This window comes from Pedobacter sp. GW822-FHT03F06 (assembly GCF_058801365.1).
Window position 1 is genome coordinate 327,251 of record NZ_JBXANE010000005.1, and the last position, 15,368, is coordinate 342,618.

Annotated in this window: 16 protein-coding genes; 6 read left to right on the plus strand and 10 right to left on the minus strand. The window is 39.1% G+C overall.

What is annotated here, in order from left to right; translation table 11 throughout:
- The first annotated feature begins 82 nt into the window (after positions 1–82).
- Together hutI and AC1RJ8_RS11100 are read left to right on the plus strand one after the other, a co-directional pair.
- Complete coding sequence (gene hutI / locus AC1RJ8_RS11095; RefSeq protein ID WP_492953866.1) at positions 83–1,324, plus strand: imidazolonepropionase; 1,242 nt, start codon at positions 83–85, stop codon at positions 1,322–1,324.
- Positions 1,317–2,309: a formimidoylglutamase gene (locus AC1RJ8_RS11100; protein ID WP_492953867.1), complete on the plus strand. Its 993-nt coding sequence runs from the start codon at positions 1,317–1,319 to the stop codon at positions 2,307–2,309. Before hutI ends, AC1RJ8_RS11100 begins: the two co-directional genes overlap by 8 nt.
- Positions 2,310–2,560: 251 nt before the next feature.
- Here AC1RJ8_RS11100 and AC1RJ8_RS11105 read toward each other — a convergent pair whose 3' ends face one another.
- From AC1RJ8_RS11105 to AC1RJ8_RS11150, 10 genes are all read right to left on the minus strand, one after another.
- Positions 2,561–2,719, minus strand: coding sequence for a hypothetical protein (locus AC1RJ8_RS11105; protein WP_157255332.1), 159 nt, complete (start codon positions 2,717–2,719; stop codon positions 2,561–2,563).
- 10 nt (positions 2,720–2,729) lie between these two features.
- Complete coding sequence (locus tag AC1RJ8_RS11110; protein WP_492953868.1) at positions 2,730–3,290, minus strand: 5-formyltetrahydrofolate cyclo-ligase; 561 nt, start codon at positions 3,288–3,290, stop codon at positions 2,730–2,732.
- A 186-nt stretch (positions 3,291–3,476) separates the two neighbouring features.
- Entirely contained in the window at positions 3,477–4,037 is a 561-nt protein-coding gene (gene efp, locus AC1RJ8_RS11115) for an elongation factor P (RefSeq protein WP_055904072.1), read from the minus strand.
- 131 nt (positions 4,038–4,168) lie between these two features.
- Positions 4,169–4,729, minus strand: a complete 561-nt coding sequence (gene efp / locus AC1RJ8_RS11120) for an elongation factor P (RefSeq protein ID WP_131528600.1) — start codon at positions 4,727–4,729, stop codon at positions 4,169–4,171.
- A 460-nt stretch (positions 4,730–5,189) separates the two neighbouring features.
- Positions 5,190–5,804, minus strand: a complete 615-nt coding sequence (locus AC1RJ8_RS11125; RefSeq protein WP_492953869.1) for an ABC transporter ATP-binding protein — start codon at positions 5,802–5,804, stop codon at positions 5,190–5,192.
- 14 nt (positions 5,805–5,818) lie between these two features.
- The gene (locus AC1RJ8_RS11130) at positions 5,819–6,286 is read right to left on the minus strand and encodes a GNAT family N-acetyltransferase (protein ID WP_492953870.1); all 468 of its coding nucleotides are present in this window, start codon (positions 6,284–6,286) and stop codon (positions 5,819–5,821) included.
- Positions 6,287–6,359: 73 nt separating this feature from the next.
- A complete protein-coding gene (lpxA, locus tag AC1RJ8_RS11135) occupies positions 6,360–7,145 on the minus strand; it encodes an acyl-ACP--UDP-N-acetylglucosamine O-acyltransferase (RefSeq protein WP_029274294.1) in 786 nt (261 codons plus the stop codon).
- Positions 7,145–8,557, minus strand: coding sequence for a bifunctional UDP-3-O-[3-hydroxymyristoyl] N-acetylglucosamine deacetylase/3-hydroxyacyl-ACP dehydratase (locus tag AC1RJ8_RS11140; RefSeq protein ID WP_492953871.1), 1,413 nt, complete (start codon positions 8,555–8,557; stop codon positions 7,145–7,147). Before AC1RJ8_RS11140 ends, lpxA begins: the two co-directional genes overlap by 1 nt.
- A complete protein-coding gene (gene lpxD / locus AC1RJ8_RS11145; RefSeq protein WP_492953872.1) occupies positions 8,547–9,623 on the minus strand; it encodes a UDP-3-O-(3-hydroxymyristoyl)glucosamine N-acyltransferase in 1,077 nt (358 codons plus the stop codon). The genes AC1RJ8_RS11140 and lpxD overlap by 11 nt, the downstream gene beginning before the upstream one ends.
- A gap of 121 nt (positions 9,624–9,744) precedes the next feature.
- Positions 9,745–10,968, minus strand: a complete 1,224-nt coding sequence (locus AC1RJ8_RS11150; RefSeq protein WP_492953873.1) for an HD domain-containing protein — start codon at positions 10,966–10,968, stop codon at positions 9,745–9,747.
- Between the two features lie 111 nt (positions 10,969–11,079).
- Here AC1RJ8_RS11150 and porX point away from each other — a divergent pair, with 111 nt between their 5' ends.
- The 4 genes from porX to AC1RJ8_RS11170 all read left to right on the plus strand — a co-directional run bounded on the left by porX (position 11,080) and on the right by AC1RJ8_RS11170 (position 15,353).
- A complete protein-coding gene (gene porX / locus AC1RJ8_RS11155; RefSeq protein ID WP_057931049.1) occupies positions 11,080–12,633 on the plus strand; it encodes a T9SS response regulator signal transducer PorX in 1,554 nt (517 codons plus the stop codon).
- 158 nt (positions 12,634–12,791) lie between these two features.
- A complete protein-coding gene (tsaE, locus tag AC1RJ8_RS11160; RefSeq protein ID WP_492953874.1) occupies positions 12,792–13,208 on the plus strand; it encodes a tRNA (adenosine(37)-N6)-threonylcarbamoyltransferase complex ATPase subunit type 1 TsaE in 417 nt (138 codons plus the stop codon).
- Between the two features lie 73 nt (positions 13,209–13,281).
- Positions 13,282–14,508 carry an alanine dehydrogenase gene (locus tag AC1RJ8_RS11165; RefSeq protein WP_492953875.1) on the plus strand — a complete coding sequence of 409 codons (1,227 nt, stop codon included), beginning with the start codon at positions 13,282–13,284 and terminating at the stop codon, positions 14,506–14,508.
- Positions 14,509–14,669: 161 nt separating this feature from the next.
- On the plus strand, positions 14,670–15,353 hold the full coding sequence (locus tag AC1RJ8_RS11170) for a M15 family metallopeptidase (RefSeq protein WP_492953876.1): 684 nt from the start codon (positions 14,670–14,672) through the stop codon (positions 15,351–15,353).
- The last annotated feature ends 15 nt before the right edge of the window (positions 15,354–15,368 follow it).

Here is a 15,368-nt window from a genome sequence, read left to right on the forward strand (position 1 = left end):
TTAACTGGTTAATGGTTTAAATCGGTTAACTGTAACCAAAACCCGATTAACCAATTTAAACAATTAACCTTCAATCTAACCAATGTTAATCACAAATATAAAAGGCCTCGTAGGCTTACATTCCAAAGATAAATTAGTGCTGCTTGGCGGTGAATTAGATTCGTTACCTGTTCTTGAAAATGCCTGGCTGTTAATCGAAGGTAGTCTGATCAAAGATTTTGGTAAGATGGATTCGATCCCGTCTCACATCTCAAGTCTCCCATCTCAAGTTTCGGCAAAGGGCAGATATATTTTCCCTTCATGGTGCGATAGCCATACACACATTGTTTTTGCTGCTTCGCGCGAGGAAGAATTTGCAATGAAAATCCAAGGCAAAAGCTACGAAGAAATTGCTGCGGCAGGAGGGGGGATTCTAAATTCGGCTAATAAACTCCAGAAAGCTTCGGAGGATGAATTGTTTGAGAGTGCATCTGTGCGGTTAAAGCAAATGATTCTTCAGGGAACCGGTGCAGTTGAAATTAAAAGCGGATATGGATTAACCACAGAGAGCGAAATCAAAATGCTCAGGGTAATCCGCAGGTTGAAGGATCAGTTTCCGATCCCTGTAAAAGCAACTTTCTTGGCCGCTCATGCTTATCCGGCTGAATTTAAAAACAACCATCAGGGTTATATCGATTTAATTATTAATGAAATGCTGCCTCAGATAGCAGAAGAAAAACTGGCTGACTATATTGATGTTTTTTGCGAAAAAGGGTTTTTCTCTGTCGAAGAAACCGATCAGATATTAAAAGCGGGTGCAAGATATGGGCTAAAACCAAAAGTGCATGCCAATCAGCTTTCCGTTTCTGGGGCAGTAGAGGTTTCTGTGCAAAATAGCGCCATTTCAGTTGATCACCTTGAAGAAAGTGATGAAGAAACGATCCGAACATTAAGAAATGCTGATACCATTGTAACATTACTCCCTTCTTGTTCGTTTTATCTGGGTATTCCTTTTGCTGATGCCAAAAGCTTTATTAAAGCCGATTTGCCGATTGCTTTGGCTACCGATTACAATCCTGGTTCAACACCCTCAGGAAACATGAATTTTGTGGTGTCACTTGCATGTATTAAAATGAAGATGCTCCCTGAACAGGCGATAAATGCTGCAACATTAAACGGTGCGGCAGCAATGGAGATGAGTAAAGATTATGGAAGCATTACGATTGGTAAAAAAGCGAACCTGTTTATAACCAAACCAATGCCTTCAATTGCCTATTTGCCGTACAGCTTTGGTGAGCCGCAAATAGAAACTGTTATTTTAAACGGTGAAATTTATAATGGATAACCTTAAAATATATTCGCAGGGCGACATCGATCATTTAACCATCACTCGTGATGGCGAAATCAAACTGGGCGAAAGGGTTAATGTATATCAGCACGATGAGGGAGCTTCATCAAGTGATAGTATTTCGGTAGAAGGATTAAAAGCCAGCAGTTCTAAATTTGTATTGTTCGGTATTCCAGAAGACATTGGCGTACGTGCAAACTTAGGTATTGCAGGTGCAGCCTCTATGTGGCGGCCAGGTTTGGTGGCTTTTTTAAATATCCAAAGTAACCGCTTTTTAAACGGTGAGGAGATTTTGGTTTTAGGCCATTTCGAAATCGATGAGCCCGAAGATTCTTCCTTAATGGGTTTAAGAAACAAAGTAGCACAGATTGATGGACTGGTTTATCCCGTAATTGAAAAAATTGTAGCTGCAGGCAAAATACCTATTGTGATTGGTGGTGGTCATAATAATGCCTACCCAATAATTAAGGGTACTTCTTTGGCACATAAAAGCCCAATAGCGGTTTTAAATGTGGATGCACATGCTGATTTAAGAGAACTGGAAGGTAGGCACAGCGGGAACGGATTTTCTTATGCGCTAAAAGAAAACTACCTGAATAGTTATTTCATGTACGGTTTGCACCAAAACTATAATAATGACGCTATTTTAAATCAAATAGATACAAATCCAAAGCTTAAGGCTGTGTTTTTTGACGATATTTTAACTGGCGCTAACGTTACTGACATCGTGAATGAAATAGGTTCGGTTGCGGGCCTGGAAATCGATTTGGACTGCGTTCAAAATGTACTTTCCAGCGCCGAAACACCATCTGGTTTCGCAGTTAACGATATTAGAAAGTTAATTTTGACTAGCGCAAAGCAATTTTCTTATTTGCATCTAAGCGAAGGGGCAACCCGAATGTTGGATGGGAGGGTAAGTAGGTTAACCGCTAAACTGGTTGCTTATCTGGTGAGCGATTTTGTTAAAGGCTATAGTTCTTAGGTTTAGGCAGGTATTCATGTAAAACATGGAGTAGTTGTCCACCAAAGCCGTCATTTCGAGCGGAACCGATAGCTATCGGGTGTACGCAGCCTAGAAGCATGAAGTGCTCAGCGAAGCTAAATCTATCTCGAGCGTACTTTTGATTTAGATCTCTCCATTCCAGTAGAGATGACGAAAAATCGGGGAAGGGTGAAGGCTTTTTTATGAAGCAACCAGACGAAAAAACTAATGACCACTGAACTAATGAGCCCTTACAAGTGCTCCGCTTCGTATTTTTCTCCAGCCTTCAACATCAGTTCGATCTGTTTCAGGTCTTCGGCTGTTAATTCTTCTTTTTCCTGTAACTCGAATACCGCAATCATATTGTCTTCGTATTGTTTTTCGGTTTTGATAACGATTTCCTGTGGCATGCTGGTAAGCTTAAAATTTTATAGTTTCTGTTGGCGTAATGCAAAAATCCAACCTGATGTCGTGTTCATTTACATCTTCGATTTTTTCAATGGCAGGGTACAAAGATAAGCCTATTTTTTGAGCATTTATATCCTGTAAAAAACGATCGTAAAAGCCCTTGCCATAACCCACCCGGTAACCTTGTTTGTCGAAAGCTAAAAGCGGGACAACAACAAGATCTACTTCTCCATCATGCAGGTTTCCTTTTTGTGGTTCCAGGATGTTATAAAGGTTTTTCTTTAAATCGCCTATGCCTAAATATTCGTGATTGGTCATTAAAGCGGTTTCAAAATCGGCTTTAGGTACAATGATTTTAATTTCCGGGTGATTTTTAGTAAGCCATTCGATCAGTAGAAAAGTATTGGGCTCTTTTTTTTCTGTAATGGGCAAAAAGATGTGGAGGGTTTTAATTTGGCTAAAATCGAGCGATTTAAACTCATTTAAGAGCGCTTCGCATAGGTTCTCGTATTCTGCGTCGCTCAGCAATAATCTGTCTTTTAGCGCTTGCTTTCTGATTTCGGCTTTTAACATAACGGCAATTTTAGTATGATTAACAATTTGAAATCAGGCTTGTTTTCTTGTGTGCTTAAATGAACATGTGGATATCGACTCCCTCTTGCTGGATTTTTAAGACCCTGAAATAAATTCAGGGTGACGATCACGAAAAAAAAGCCCCTGAAGAGGTTGCTTCAGAGGCTTTCATATATTTTAATCGAATTATTTTACACGCTCAACGTATTCGCCGGTACGGGTATCGATTTTAATTTTGTCTCCTTGGTTTACAAACATCGGAACTTTCACCTCAACACCGTTTTCTAATGTTGCAGCTTTTAATGCGTTTGTAGAAGTATCGCCTTTAACAGCCGGCTCCGAATAGGTAATTTCGAATTCAGCAAAGTTTGGCAATTGAGCCATAATTGCTTCTTCGCTTTCCATTGAAACAATAATGTTCATGCCTTCTTTTAAGAATTTAATAGCCGAACCGAATAGTGATTTCTCAACGTTAAACTGTTCGTAGCTGTTATTGTCCATTACTACCAGATAATCACCTTCTTCGTATAAATATTGATAATCGTTGGTTTCAACGCGGCAGATTTCTACAGCCTCGTCGGTATTCATACGCGCTTCAACAATTCTTCCCGATTTGATGTTACGGAATTTACCTGTGTAAAATGCGCCGCCTTTTCCTGGTGTACGGTGATTCCATTCGTCAACAGTAACCAGCTCGTTGTTTATGCGGAGAATGTTACCTGTTTTAATTTCTGATGCTTTTGCCATATTGTGTTATCCTAAATTGGATTTATATTTCAGTTTTTCGTGACGGCAAAGGTAAAATTATTTTGATAAAAACCTATAAAGGTTTAAGGTATAAGGCTTAGGGTTTAAGGAAATTTAAACCTTCAGTTGTGCTATTTTACCCGCTCCATATATTCGCCGGTTTTGGTGTCAACCTTCACCTTATCGCCCTGATTGATAAACAGCGGAACTCTAATTTCTGCTCCGGTTTCTACAGTGGCATATTTTTGTGCACTGGTAGATGTATCGCCTTTTACAGCAGGCTCGGAGTAGGTGATTTCTAGTTCCACGCTATTGGGTAGCTGGGCAACAATCGGTTCATCACTTTCAAAAGCGATGGTTACATTCATGCCCTCTTTTAAAAATTTAATGGCGTTTCCGAAAAGCAACTTGGGGATATTGTACTGCTCAAAAGTATTGTTGTCCATCACCACTAAATAATCGCCATCTTCATAAAGATATTGATAGTCGTTGGTTTCTACACGGCAAATGGTCACCTCTTCATCGGTACGGAAACGGTATTCTACAATTTTGCCGGTTTTTACGTTACGCATGCGGGCCTGATAAAAAGCCCTTAAATTTCCTGGAGTACGGTGGATATACTCTTCTACACTTACCAACTCTCCGTTAAAACGAAGTACATTTCCGCTTTTTACTTCTGATGCCTTTGCCATTTTATCTTGAAATATAGTTTTGTTAATTTTTGAGCACCAAAGTTAAAAAAAGGAATGATGATTTGGAAAGGAAAATCTGTGGCTCATTGGTTCGATAGTCGTTAGTTAATTGGTCTGAAAGCATACGCGGATGATTGTTTTTGTTTTTAGTGAACGTTAACCCTTAAAAAAACTCCGTATAAAAGAAATGCCTTTGGGAACCACTCCAAAGGCATAATCAACCTAAACCTCAAACTAAACTATGAAAAACTCTTTGCTTTTTACGGCTATATATTTTGATTCCGAAATACGGAAAATATGATCTTTACTTCAAGAGATAAAATTAAATAATTGTTTCTCTTTTTGGTGGTGCAAAGGTAAGTATAATTTGCGAATTACAAAATATTTTCTGAAAAATTTATTTATAATACAAATGTATGACAAAACAGACGTTTTGTAGGTAATAGATTTTTTAGATAACTTACTTATAATCTGATATTTGTATCTGATCTGTGCAGAAATCGTATTCTTGTATTTGGTTAGAGCCAATTATTGTTAGGCGGTCCTTTCCAAAATTTTCAATCAGTTCGCGGTACCAATTTATTCCCTGAACGTCTAAATTGCTCGTTGGTTCGTCTAAAAATAAAATTGGTGTATCGGTACAACATGCCAAAGCTAGTTTGGTTCTTTGCTTCATTCCCGATGAAAAGTACTTGATTTCTTTGTTCGCTGCTTTTTCTAATCCCAGTATGGTGATCAGCTTTTTTGAATCGAGCCCCGGAGCAAAATTTTTGAACTTAAAATGGAAATCAATGCTCTCTTTTAAGGTAAATGTTTCAACCAGTTCGAGATACGGCGCAGCCAGGCTGATGTATTTGTAGATATTTTCTACAGGAATTTCCTTGGTATCTGAGAATGAAATTTCTCCTTCAGAGGGAGATAGACTGCCTGTTAAAACACTTAATAGTGTTGATTTACCAGAGCCGTTGGGCCCGAGTATGGCATAACTATTGCCAGAGGTGAACTCAGTACTTAAATTTCTAAAAATCCATTCCTTATTAAACCTTCTGCCAACACTATTTAAAGAGATATTCATTTTCAGCAGGGCGTTTAGGGTTTGGTGATAAGCGGTTTAGTCATGCAAACGCTGTTATCAACGCCGATATATTGTCCGTAATTGGGAGTAATGTGGTAACCCACCTTTTGATAAAGTGTAATGGCTTCCGGCTGTTTCTTGCCCGTTTCTAAAACACATGCAGTAAAACCGAGTTCAGTAGCCCAGCTTTCTAATTCATTTAAAACTTTAGCAGCTATGCCTTGCTTCCTATAATCTGGATGTACAAACATTCTTTTAACTTCGGCTTCTGTTGCTGAAAAAGGCTTTATGGCGCCACAGCCAACAGGATTTCCATCGTGATAAGCGACAATCACTTCCTTAATGGTATCAACCTTATTAAATTGAGCATAAAAAGCGTGATCCTCACCATCTCTAACCGCTAGATCTTTATCCAGTAAAGCAACCAATTGTCTAAAATCGGCATTGTCTGAATCGGTCCTGATTAGTGTTAAATCACTCATGAATATATATTTGAATTTGGTTAAGGCAATGGGTTTTACCCTCCACCTTAAACCCTTCAGCCTTCTACCTTAATTAGCTTCCCATTCCGAAACCCTTCATTACACCGCGGTTAGAATTACGGATAAAATCTACAATTTCATCACGGATTTCCGTTGGTTTAAATTCGGCTTCGATCATGTCTAAAGCTTTAGTTACATTATTGTGTTTTACGAAGAGTACACGGTAAATTTCCTGGATTTCATCAATCTGCTCGTTGGTAAAACCTCTTCTGCGCAAACCCACAGAGTTAATGCCTGCATAGGAAAGTGGTTCACGTGCTGCTTTTACATAGGGGGGAACATCTTTACGCACCAATGAACCTCCGGTTACGAAAGCATAAGAGCCCACTTTAACAAATTGATGTATTGCAACCAAACCTGCCAAAACTACATTGTTTCCAATGGTAATGTGGCCAGCCAAAGTAGTACTGTTTGAGAAAATACAGTTGTTGCCAACTTCACAGTCGTGCGCGATGTGAGAGTATGCCTGAATTAAACAATTGCTACCGATAGTCGTTTTCCATTTATCTTTTGTACCACGGTTAATGGTTACACATTCGCGGATAGTTGTATTGTCGCCAATTTCTGCAGTGGTAACTTCGCCGGCAAATTTTAAATCCTGCGGTTCGCCAGAAATAACGGCACCAGGAAAGATGCGGCAGTTTTTACCAATACGTGCACCATCCATAATGGTAACGTTCGATCCGATCCAGGTTCCCTCACCAATTACAACGTCTTTATGTATCACTACAAAAGGTTCGATTACCACGTTTTCGGCAATCTTTGCCTGAGGATGTATGTATGCTAAAGGTTGTATCATTATTGGGTGGGTTCTGCTTGTTTAACTTTTGAAATTTGAGCCATCATTTCGGCTTCGACAACGATTTTTTCGCCAACCATACCTACGCCTTTCATCTGGGCAATGCCCCTTCTGATCGGTTCAAGTAAATCGCAGCGGAAAACAATAGTATCGCCAGGAAGAACCTGGGCCCTAAAACGTACGTTATCTATTTTTAAGAAATAGGTTAAATAATTTCTGGGATCTGGTACGGTGCTTAACACTAAAATGCCACCAACCTGAGCCATAGCCTCAATTTGGATTACGCCGGGAAAAACCGGTGCACCAGGAAAGTGACCCTTAAAAAACTCCTCGTTCATGGTTACGTTTTTAACGCCCACTACGTGATTTTTAGAAAGTTCTAATATTTTATCAACAAATAAAAACGGTTGGCGGTGAGGCAAAATGTCCATAATCTGAACAACATCATATAATGGTTTTGCACTTGGATCGTAAACCTTTTGTATTTTTTTGTTTTTCTCTTTTTTAATTGCGGCTTTAATTTTTTTTGCGAAGGCAACGTTGGCTGCGTGGCCTGGGCGGGCAGCCATAATATGGCCTTTTAAATGCATGCCAACCAAAGCTAAATCGCCAATCATATCTAATAGTTTATGACGGGCGGGCTCGTTTTGATAACGCAGTTCCATGTTGTTCAAAATCCCTTGTGGGGCAACATCGATATCTTTACGGTTAAATAATTTGGCCAAATGGCTCAATTCGTCCTTCGTAACCTCTTTATCTACAATTACAATAGCGTTATTTAAATCTCCACCTTTAATTAAATTGTGCGATAACTGGTATTCCAATTCGTGTAAGAAACAGAAGGTGCGGCATGAAGCAATTTCTTTCTTAAACTCTGCAATGGTATTAATGCCGGCGTGCTGGCTGCCCAAAACAGGAGAATTGTAATCGATCATACACGTAAAACGATAATCGTCTAACGGCATCGCTACAATTTCTACTTTTCTATCTTCTTCGGTATAAGTAATGTTATGGGGAATAGTAAAGTACTCGCGATCTGCGTTTTGCTCTACTGTACCTACCTCTTCCAGTAAATCAACAAACTGGATAGAGCTCCCGTCCATAATTGGTGTTTCCGGTCCGTCAAGTTTAATGAGTACGTTATCGAGGTCCATACCAACCAGCGATGCCATTACGTGTTCTACAGTGCTAACGCTGGCGCCATTTTGGGTAAGCGTGGTGCCTCGTGAGGTATCGGTAACGTTATCTGCATCGGCTTCAATAATCGGGTGGCCGTCTAAATCAATACGCTGAAATTTAAAGCCATGATTTTCGGGGGCCGGGCAAAATGTTAAAGTAACATTAGCGCCTGTGTGTAAACCAACACCAGATGCCGATATTTCTTGTTTAATCGTTTTCTGTCTAACGTTCATTGTGTATTGTATTCTTTTCCAGTTCAGCTGTGAGCTTTTTCAATTCCTGTTCGAGCGCATTTATTCTTTTTTCTACATCTGGAAGATGTTTGAAAATTACTGAGGCACGCATCCAGTTGCGCAAAGGTTGCGCCGGACTGCCATGCCATTGTTTATTTTCTTCTGTAATATTAAAATTTATGCCGGCCTGGGCGCCAATTTGAGTGCCCTTAGCTAATGTTAAGTGCCCTGCTATACCAACTTGCCCGCCAACAACACTGTTAGGGCCAATTTTTGTACTTCCTGATATACCCGACTGTGCGGCTAAAACCGTATTCTCGCCAATCTCCACATTGTGTGCAATCTGTATCAGATTGTCGATTTTTGCACCTTTTTTTACAATTGTTGATCCCATTGTTGCACGATCTACAGTTGTATTTGCGCCGATTTCTACGTCATCTTCAATTATAACGTTTCCAATCTGAGGGATTTTATTGTAAGTACCGTCTTTTTGTGGGGCAAAACCAAAACCATCGCTTCCAATAACGGTATTGGAATGAATAACAACCCTGCTGCCGATTACCGAATTGTGATAAATTTTTACACCAGGGAAAAAAGTGCTGCTTTCGCCAACTTTAGAATTCGCGCCAATAAAGGTTTGCGCATTTATTTTACAGCCATCTGCAATTTCTACGTTTTCGGCAACATAGGCAAAAGCATCTATAAACACGTTTTTGCCAATTTTCGCTGTGGGGTGAACAAATGCAAGTTTATCAATTCCAGATTGTGCGGTCTGGGCGTTAACAGCTTCATTATATTTATCCAATAAGATTGTAAAAGCGCTATATGGATTTTCTACACGTATTAATGTACTGGTATATGGTTGCGTAGGGGCGAAATCCTTTGATACGATAACGACTGATGCCTGAGTAGAATACAAGAAGTTTTCGTACTTAGGGTTCGAAAGAAAAGACAAAGAGCCTTCCTTTCCGTCTTCTATTTTAGAAAGTTCGGTAACGGCTACATCAGGGTTACCTTCAATGGAACCGTTTAGAAACTGACTTATCTGCGTGGCAGTAAATTGCATCGTACAAAGGTATATGTTAAATTGATATGAACAAAAAAACCTGCTCAGGTTAAAGGGTGTATATTTACACAATAATAAGACTTAAAACGGCACTAAAAGTTAAATATTTTGTTAAATAACCTTAAATCCCTCTGGGGTAACAGAGGATATATTTTTCTACAGTTTTCTGGAGCGACTCAAGATTAGACAAATCAGATGCCTTTGCAATATCAACAATGTCGTTATTTTTCATCAAAATCTTAATATTTCCAACCCCAGCGTTATATGCGCGGTTTTGGATCGAATCAGTAAAAACAAAATACCTTGCTTCTTCGGGCTTGATTTCTAATAAATTAATGGCTGCATCCTGCAAAAAGTTTACGCGGTCTTCACTTGCCTTTTCGTTACCCATTTCTACTTTATATAGGTTTCTTGAGGTAAGCATTTTACATAAAGTAGACAAAATTTTATCGGGATGTTTGGTCCAAACCTTAACTGCCGCATAAATGTCCTGATCATCCAGGTTGGTAAAATGCTCGAGATTTTCATGCTGAGAAAAGAAATTAGCCTCGTTAATATCGTTTTTCAGGAAATAATTTAACGATGGTGAAGCAAATAACTCAGTTCCAGCAGCCGATAGTTCTTTTGCACGTTCTAATAGCTTTACCAAAATCATCTCACCAGCAATAACGGTTTTGTGCAGATAAACCTGCCAGTACATCAGTCGGCGGGCAATTAAAAATTTCTCGATAGAATAAATGCCTTTCTCCTCAATAACCAGGTCATCATCGTAAACGTTAAACATTTTGATAATCCGATCGAAACTGATTACGCCTTCGCTAACACCCGTAAAGAAGCTATCACGGTTTAAATAATCCATTCTATCGAGGTCTAACTGACCGGAAATTAATTGATGTAGAAACTTTTTAGGGTAAGTACCATTAAAAATTTCGATGGCATGTGTTAGTCGACCATTAAAATGCGCATTTAAATCGCGCATCAGTTTTGCCGAAATATCTTCATGCCTAATTCCGGTTACTAAAGAATGTTCTAATGCGTGTGAAAAAGGACCATGGCCGATATCGTGCAGTAAAATGGCCAAAATGGCGGCTTCTTCTTCGCCCTCGGTGATCGTATGTCCTTTACTTCTTAAAAGGTTTATGGCCAAACTCATTAAATGCATGGCCCCTAAAGCATGGTGGAAACGCGTATGTAATGCACCCGGGTAAACCAAATGAGTCATTCCAAGCTGTTTGATGTAACGCAAACGTTGGAAATAGGGATGTGAGATCACATCGTAAACTAATTCGGACGGAATGCTGATGAAACCGTATACAGGGTCATTTATTATTTTCTTCTTGTTCAATCGTTAAAAATAGTTAAATAGATAGATACGGTACAAAAATTGCTATTTTTATTTATAGTTTGATTTACCTGCCACAATTAAAAGGCAATACTTATCTATTTTTACAATAACATGCAAGAAACTAAAATATTATGGGCCGATGATGAAATCGACTTATTAAAACCTCATATATTATTGCTCAACGATAAAGGTTACCATGTAACTACATTTACCAATGGGAACGATGCGTTGGAAGCATTTGGAAAAGCTCATTTTGACTTGGTTTTTTTGGATGAAAATATGCCGGGGATGAGTGGAATTGAAACCTTATCGGCCATCAAAAACCTGAATCCGGATGTTCCTGTTGTGCTGATTACCAAAAGTGAAGAAGAAAATTTAATGGAGGATGCGATTGGTAGTAAGATTGACGATTATCTGATTAAACCTGTAAACCCTAAGCAGGTTTTGTTAACCATTAAAAAACTGATTGATAACAAACGCCTGGTAAGCGAGAAAACTTCTATGGCTTATCAACAGGATTTTCGCCGATTGGGTATGACGCTTGGCGACAGGCTGAATTACGAAGAGTGGGTGGATGTGTATAAAAAAATCGTTTTTTGGGAACTGGAACTTGAAAAACTCGACGACCCACAGATGCATGAAATTTTAACCATGCAGAAACAGGAGGCCAATACACAGTTTACTAAATTTATCGAAGAACATTATTTAGGCTGGATTAAAGAAAAAGATAAAGCTCCTTTGCTTTCTAATGAACTGTTAAAGAAAAAAGCATTTCCTCATATTAACGATACCACACCAGTCTTTTTTATTCTGATCGATAATTTACGTTACGATCAGTGGAAAATCATTAATCCGCTAATTTCTGAATATTTCAGGATCGATGAAGAAGATATGTACACCAGTATTTTGCCAACAGCAACACAATATGCCCGTAACGCCATCTTTTCGGGCATGATGCCTTTGGATATGGAGAAACGTTTTCCACAGCTGTGGCAGAACGATGATGATGAGGGTGGAAAAAACATGCACGAAGAAGCTTTTCTGGCAGATAACATTAAGCGTAGTTTAAGAAAAGATTGTAAATTCAGTTATAATAAAATCCTCACTTTTGAGCAGGGGAAAGATCTTGTTGATCAGACCAATAACTTGTTGCAGAACGATTTCAACGCCATAGTATTCAACTTTGTTGATATGTTAAGCCATGCCCGTACGGATATGCAGATGATCCGCGAGCTGGCCAATGATGATGCCGCTTACCGTTCGTTAACCTTATCTTGGTTTGAACATTCGCCACTTTGGGACTTATTGAAAAAAATCTCACAGAAAAAGGTAAAAGTGATCATTACAACCGATCATGGGACCATCCGGGTTAAAAAACCGGTTAAAGTAATAGGCGATAGGAGCACAAACACCAATTTAAGGTACAAACAAGGTAGAAACCTTAATTTTAATGCAAAAGAAGTATTTTTGATTAAAAACCCTCATGATGCTTTGTTGCCTAAAATCAACATCAGCAGCAGTTATATTTTTGCAAGGGAGGATAGTTATTTCGTTTATCCGAATAATTATAATCAGTTTGTGAATTACTATAATGAAACCTTCCAGCATGGAGGTATTTCACTCGAGGAAATGATTATTCCGGTGGTGACATATTCGCCGAGGTAGAACATAAATAAATTCGTCATTTCGACTGGAGCACAGCGGAATGGAGAAATCTTTGATGAGATGATTCGGGAAAGATTTCTCCACTACGGTCGAAATGACGACCTATAAAAGGCAAAAGCAATGCAATTATGTATTACTTTTGCCTTTATTTTTTTAAAATGGATATCGAAGTTAACAGTTTAGCCGATTTACCCGCTGTTGCACAACAGCTTTCAGATTTCGCCAATGGCCAGAAAGTCTTCATTTTTGAGGGTGATATGGGAGCTGGGAAAACAACCTTCATTAAAATTTTCTGTAAACATTTAGGGGTTGACGATGTGGTTTCGAGCCCTACCTATTCTATTGTAAATGAATATGAAAGTCCGAACGGCTCGGTTTTCCATTTTGATTTTTATAGAATAAAAGATATTCACGAAGCTTATGATTTGGGCTATGAAGAATATTTTTATGGTGGTGGCGTTTGTTTAATAGAATGGCCTGAGCGAGTGGAAGAGTTACTACCCGAAAAACATATTAAAATTGAGATAAATGTGCTGGATGAAAACCGCAGGTTATTCAGAATTTCGAAGGTATAACAATTAGTTATCAATAAATTAACAGATTTTCCTTATCTTGAACAACCTAAAACTATCAAAATTTTAATTCAACATGGCTACAGGATTACGCGAAGGAATGGCCGATATAGCTCGTCAGGGTTTACTACAAACGCAAGAGGCAAAGCTAGAAACCAGAAATAAAAAAAACAGTCTATATATAGGAATACCAAAGGAAATTTCTTTCCAGGAAAATAGAATTGCGCTAACTCCTTTATCTGTTGCCTTGTTGGTAAACAATGGGCACCGTGTTGTGCTGGAAAGTGGCGCTGGCAACGGCGCTAATTTTTCTGATACGGAGTATGCTGAGCAGGGTGCTAAAATTGCCTACAACAAAAAAGAAGTTTTTGATGCTGATATCCTGATGAAAATTGCGCCCCCGATGCTGGAAGAGATTGAGATGATGCATAAGGGCCAAACGCTTATTTCTTCTTTACAAACCGGAACGCTAAAGCAGGATTACCTAAAAGCGTTGAGGCACAAAAAAATTAACGCATTGTGTTTTGAGAATCTTCGCGATGAAGGTAATGTACTCAGCGTGGTGCGCGCCATGAGCGAAATAGTGGGCTCGACCTCTATTTTAATTGCTGCAGAATACCTGAGCAACGTTACAGGCGGGAAAGGTTTAATGCTTGGCGGCTTTACTGGTGTTCCGCCAACGGAGATTGTTATTTTAGGCGCTGGAACGGTGGGCGAATATGCCGCCAGAACAGCTTTGGCATTAGGAGCCGAGGTTAAGGTTTTCGATAGTTCTATTTACCGTTTACGCCGCCTGCAGAATAATTTGGGCAGCAGGGTATTTACTTCGGTAATGCAACCTATTGTTTTGAATAAGGCTATTGTAACCTGCGATGTAGTAATAGGTGCCATTAGAGCTACCCACGGGCGTAGTCCATGCATAGTAATGGAAGAAACCGTTGCCCGCATGAAACCACACTCGGTGGTAATTGATGTAAGCATTGATCAGGGCGGCTGTTTTGAAACTTCTGAAGTGACCAACCACACCAATCCAGTGTTTAGAAAATACGATGTAATTCACTATTGTGTGCCAAATATTGCTTCGCGTGTGCCAAGAACAGCCTCTTACGCTTTAACGAACATTTTTGCTCCGATTTTATTGGATATTGGTGAATTTGGAGGTTTAATGAACATGGTTTGGAATAATCCGGGCATTCGTGAAGCGCTTTATATTTATCAAGGTAATTGTACCAATAAAGATCTGGCCGATATGTTCAATCTGCCATTTAAAGACCTTGAATTGTTGGTCGTTTCGAATCAGTAAAACTTTGCAGTAACGAGCCTATTGATAAATGAACGAAATGTCATCCTGAGCTTGTCGAAGGACATTTTGTTCGTTATTTAAATGTAAAGGTCTTCGACAGGCTCAGACTGACAATCGTTTTGACTTATAGCAGTAATGACGTATGCTAAATACCAATTTATATGAAATTCAACCTCTTTACGTTATTTTTCTTCTTCTCAGTCGTTGTTAGCGCTCAAAACAAACCTGTTGCCGTAAAAAAACTGGCGGTGGTAAGTTCTTATAATCAATACCTCGCATCTGTAAAAACAGATCCGAATAACGAATTGGTTGAAATCAAAAAAGCCATTCCCAATATTAAGCTTGAAATCCGCTACGCCACTAAGCATAATTTTATGCAGCAGGTCATGTATAAACAGGCAAGGGCTTTTGCCCGAAAACCAGTGGTAGAATCATTAAAAAAAATCCAAAAGGAATTAAGTAAAAAAGGATATGGCTTAAAAATATTCGATGGCTATCGGCCCTATGCTATTACCGTTGAGTTTTATAAAAAGGCCAGCGATAAAAATTTTGTGGCGAATCCGGCAAAAGGATCTAAACACAACAGAGGTTGCGCGGTAGATTTAACATTGATCAATTTAAAAACAGGTAAAGAAATAACAATGCCAACACCTTACGACAGTTTCTCGGCTGCCGCTGCGGCAAAATATGACAAGGTATCGCCAGAGGCTAAGAAGAATCGCGACTTTCTGATCGCTATAATGGGTAAATATCAGATGAATGTACTGGAGAACGAATGGTGGCACTATGATTTTGCCGGTTGGAAAAAGTACGATTTAATGGATATTCCCTTTGAGAAGCTTTAGAGGTAAATTTGTTCA

Excerpts from the sequence above, each read along its gene's own strand:
- efp (WP_055904072.1), bottom strand. The coding sequence starts at position 4,037 with ATGGCAAAAGCATCAGAAATTAAAACAGGTAACATTCTCCGCATAAAC.
- lpxA (WP_029274294.1), bottom strand. The coding sequence starts at position 7,145 with ATGATACAACCTTTAGCATACATACATCCTCAGGCAAAGATTGCCGAA.
- AC1RJ8_RS11170 (WP_492953876.1), top strand. The coding sequence starts at position 14,670 with ATGAAATTCAACCTCTTTACGTTATTTTTCTTCTTCTCAGTCGTTGTT.
- AC1RJ8_RS11125 (WP_492953869.1), bottom strand. The coding sequence starts at position 5,804 with ATGAATATCTCTTTAAATAGTGTTGGCAGAAGGTTTAATAAGGAATGG.
- AC1RJ8_RS11105 (WP_157255332.1), bottom strand. The coding sequence starts at position 2,719 with ATGCCACAGGAAATCGTTATCAAAACCGAAAAACAATACGAAGACAAT.
- lpxD (WP_492953872.1), bottom strand. The coding sequence starts at position 9,623 with ATGCAATTTACTGCCACGCAGATAAGTCAGTTTCTAAACGGTTCCATT.
- AC1RJ8_RS11165 (WP_492953875.1), top strand. The coding sequence starts at position 13,282 with ATGGCTACAGGATTACGCGAAGGAATGGCCGATATAGCTCGTCAGGGT.
- AC1RJ8_RS11130 (WP_492953870.1), bottom strand. The coding sequence starts at position 6,286 with ATGAGTGATTTAACACTAATCAGGACCGATTCAGACAATGCCGATTTT.
- AC1RJ8_RS11110 (WP_492953868.1), bottom strand. The coding sequence starts at position 3,290 with ATGTTAAAAGCCGAAATCAGAAAGCAAGCGCTAAAAGACAGATTATTG.
- tsaE (WP_492953874.1), top strand. The coding sequence starts at position 12,792 with ATGGATATCGAAGTTAACAGTTTAGCCGATTTACCCGCTGTTGCACAA.
- AC1RJ8_RS11100 (WP_492953867.1), top strand. The coding sequence starts at position 1,317 with ATGGATAACCTTAAAATATATTCGCAGGGCGACATCGATCATTTAACC.
- efp (WP_131528600.1), bottom strand. The coding sequence starts at position 4,729 with ATGGCAAAGGCATCAGAAGTAAAAAGCGGAAATGTACTTCGTTTTAAC.
- AC1RJ8_RS11140 (WP_492953871.1), bottom strand. The coding sequence starts at position 8,557 with ATGAACGTTAGACAGAAAACGATTAAACAAGAAATATCGGCATCTGGT.
- hutI (WP_492953866.1), top strand. The coding sequence starts at position 83 with ATGTTAATCACAAATATAAAAGGCCTCGTAGGCTTACATTCCAAAGAT.
- porX (WP_057931049.1), top strand. The coding sequence starts at position 11,080 with ATGCAAGAAACTAAAATATTATGGGCCGATGATGAAATCGACTTATTA.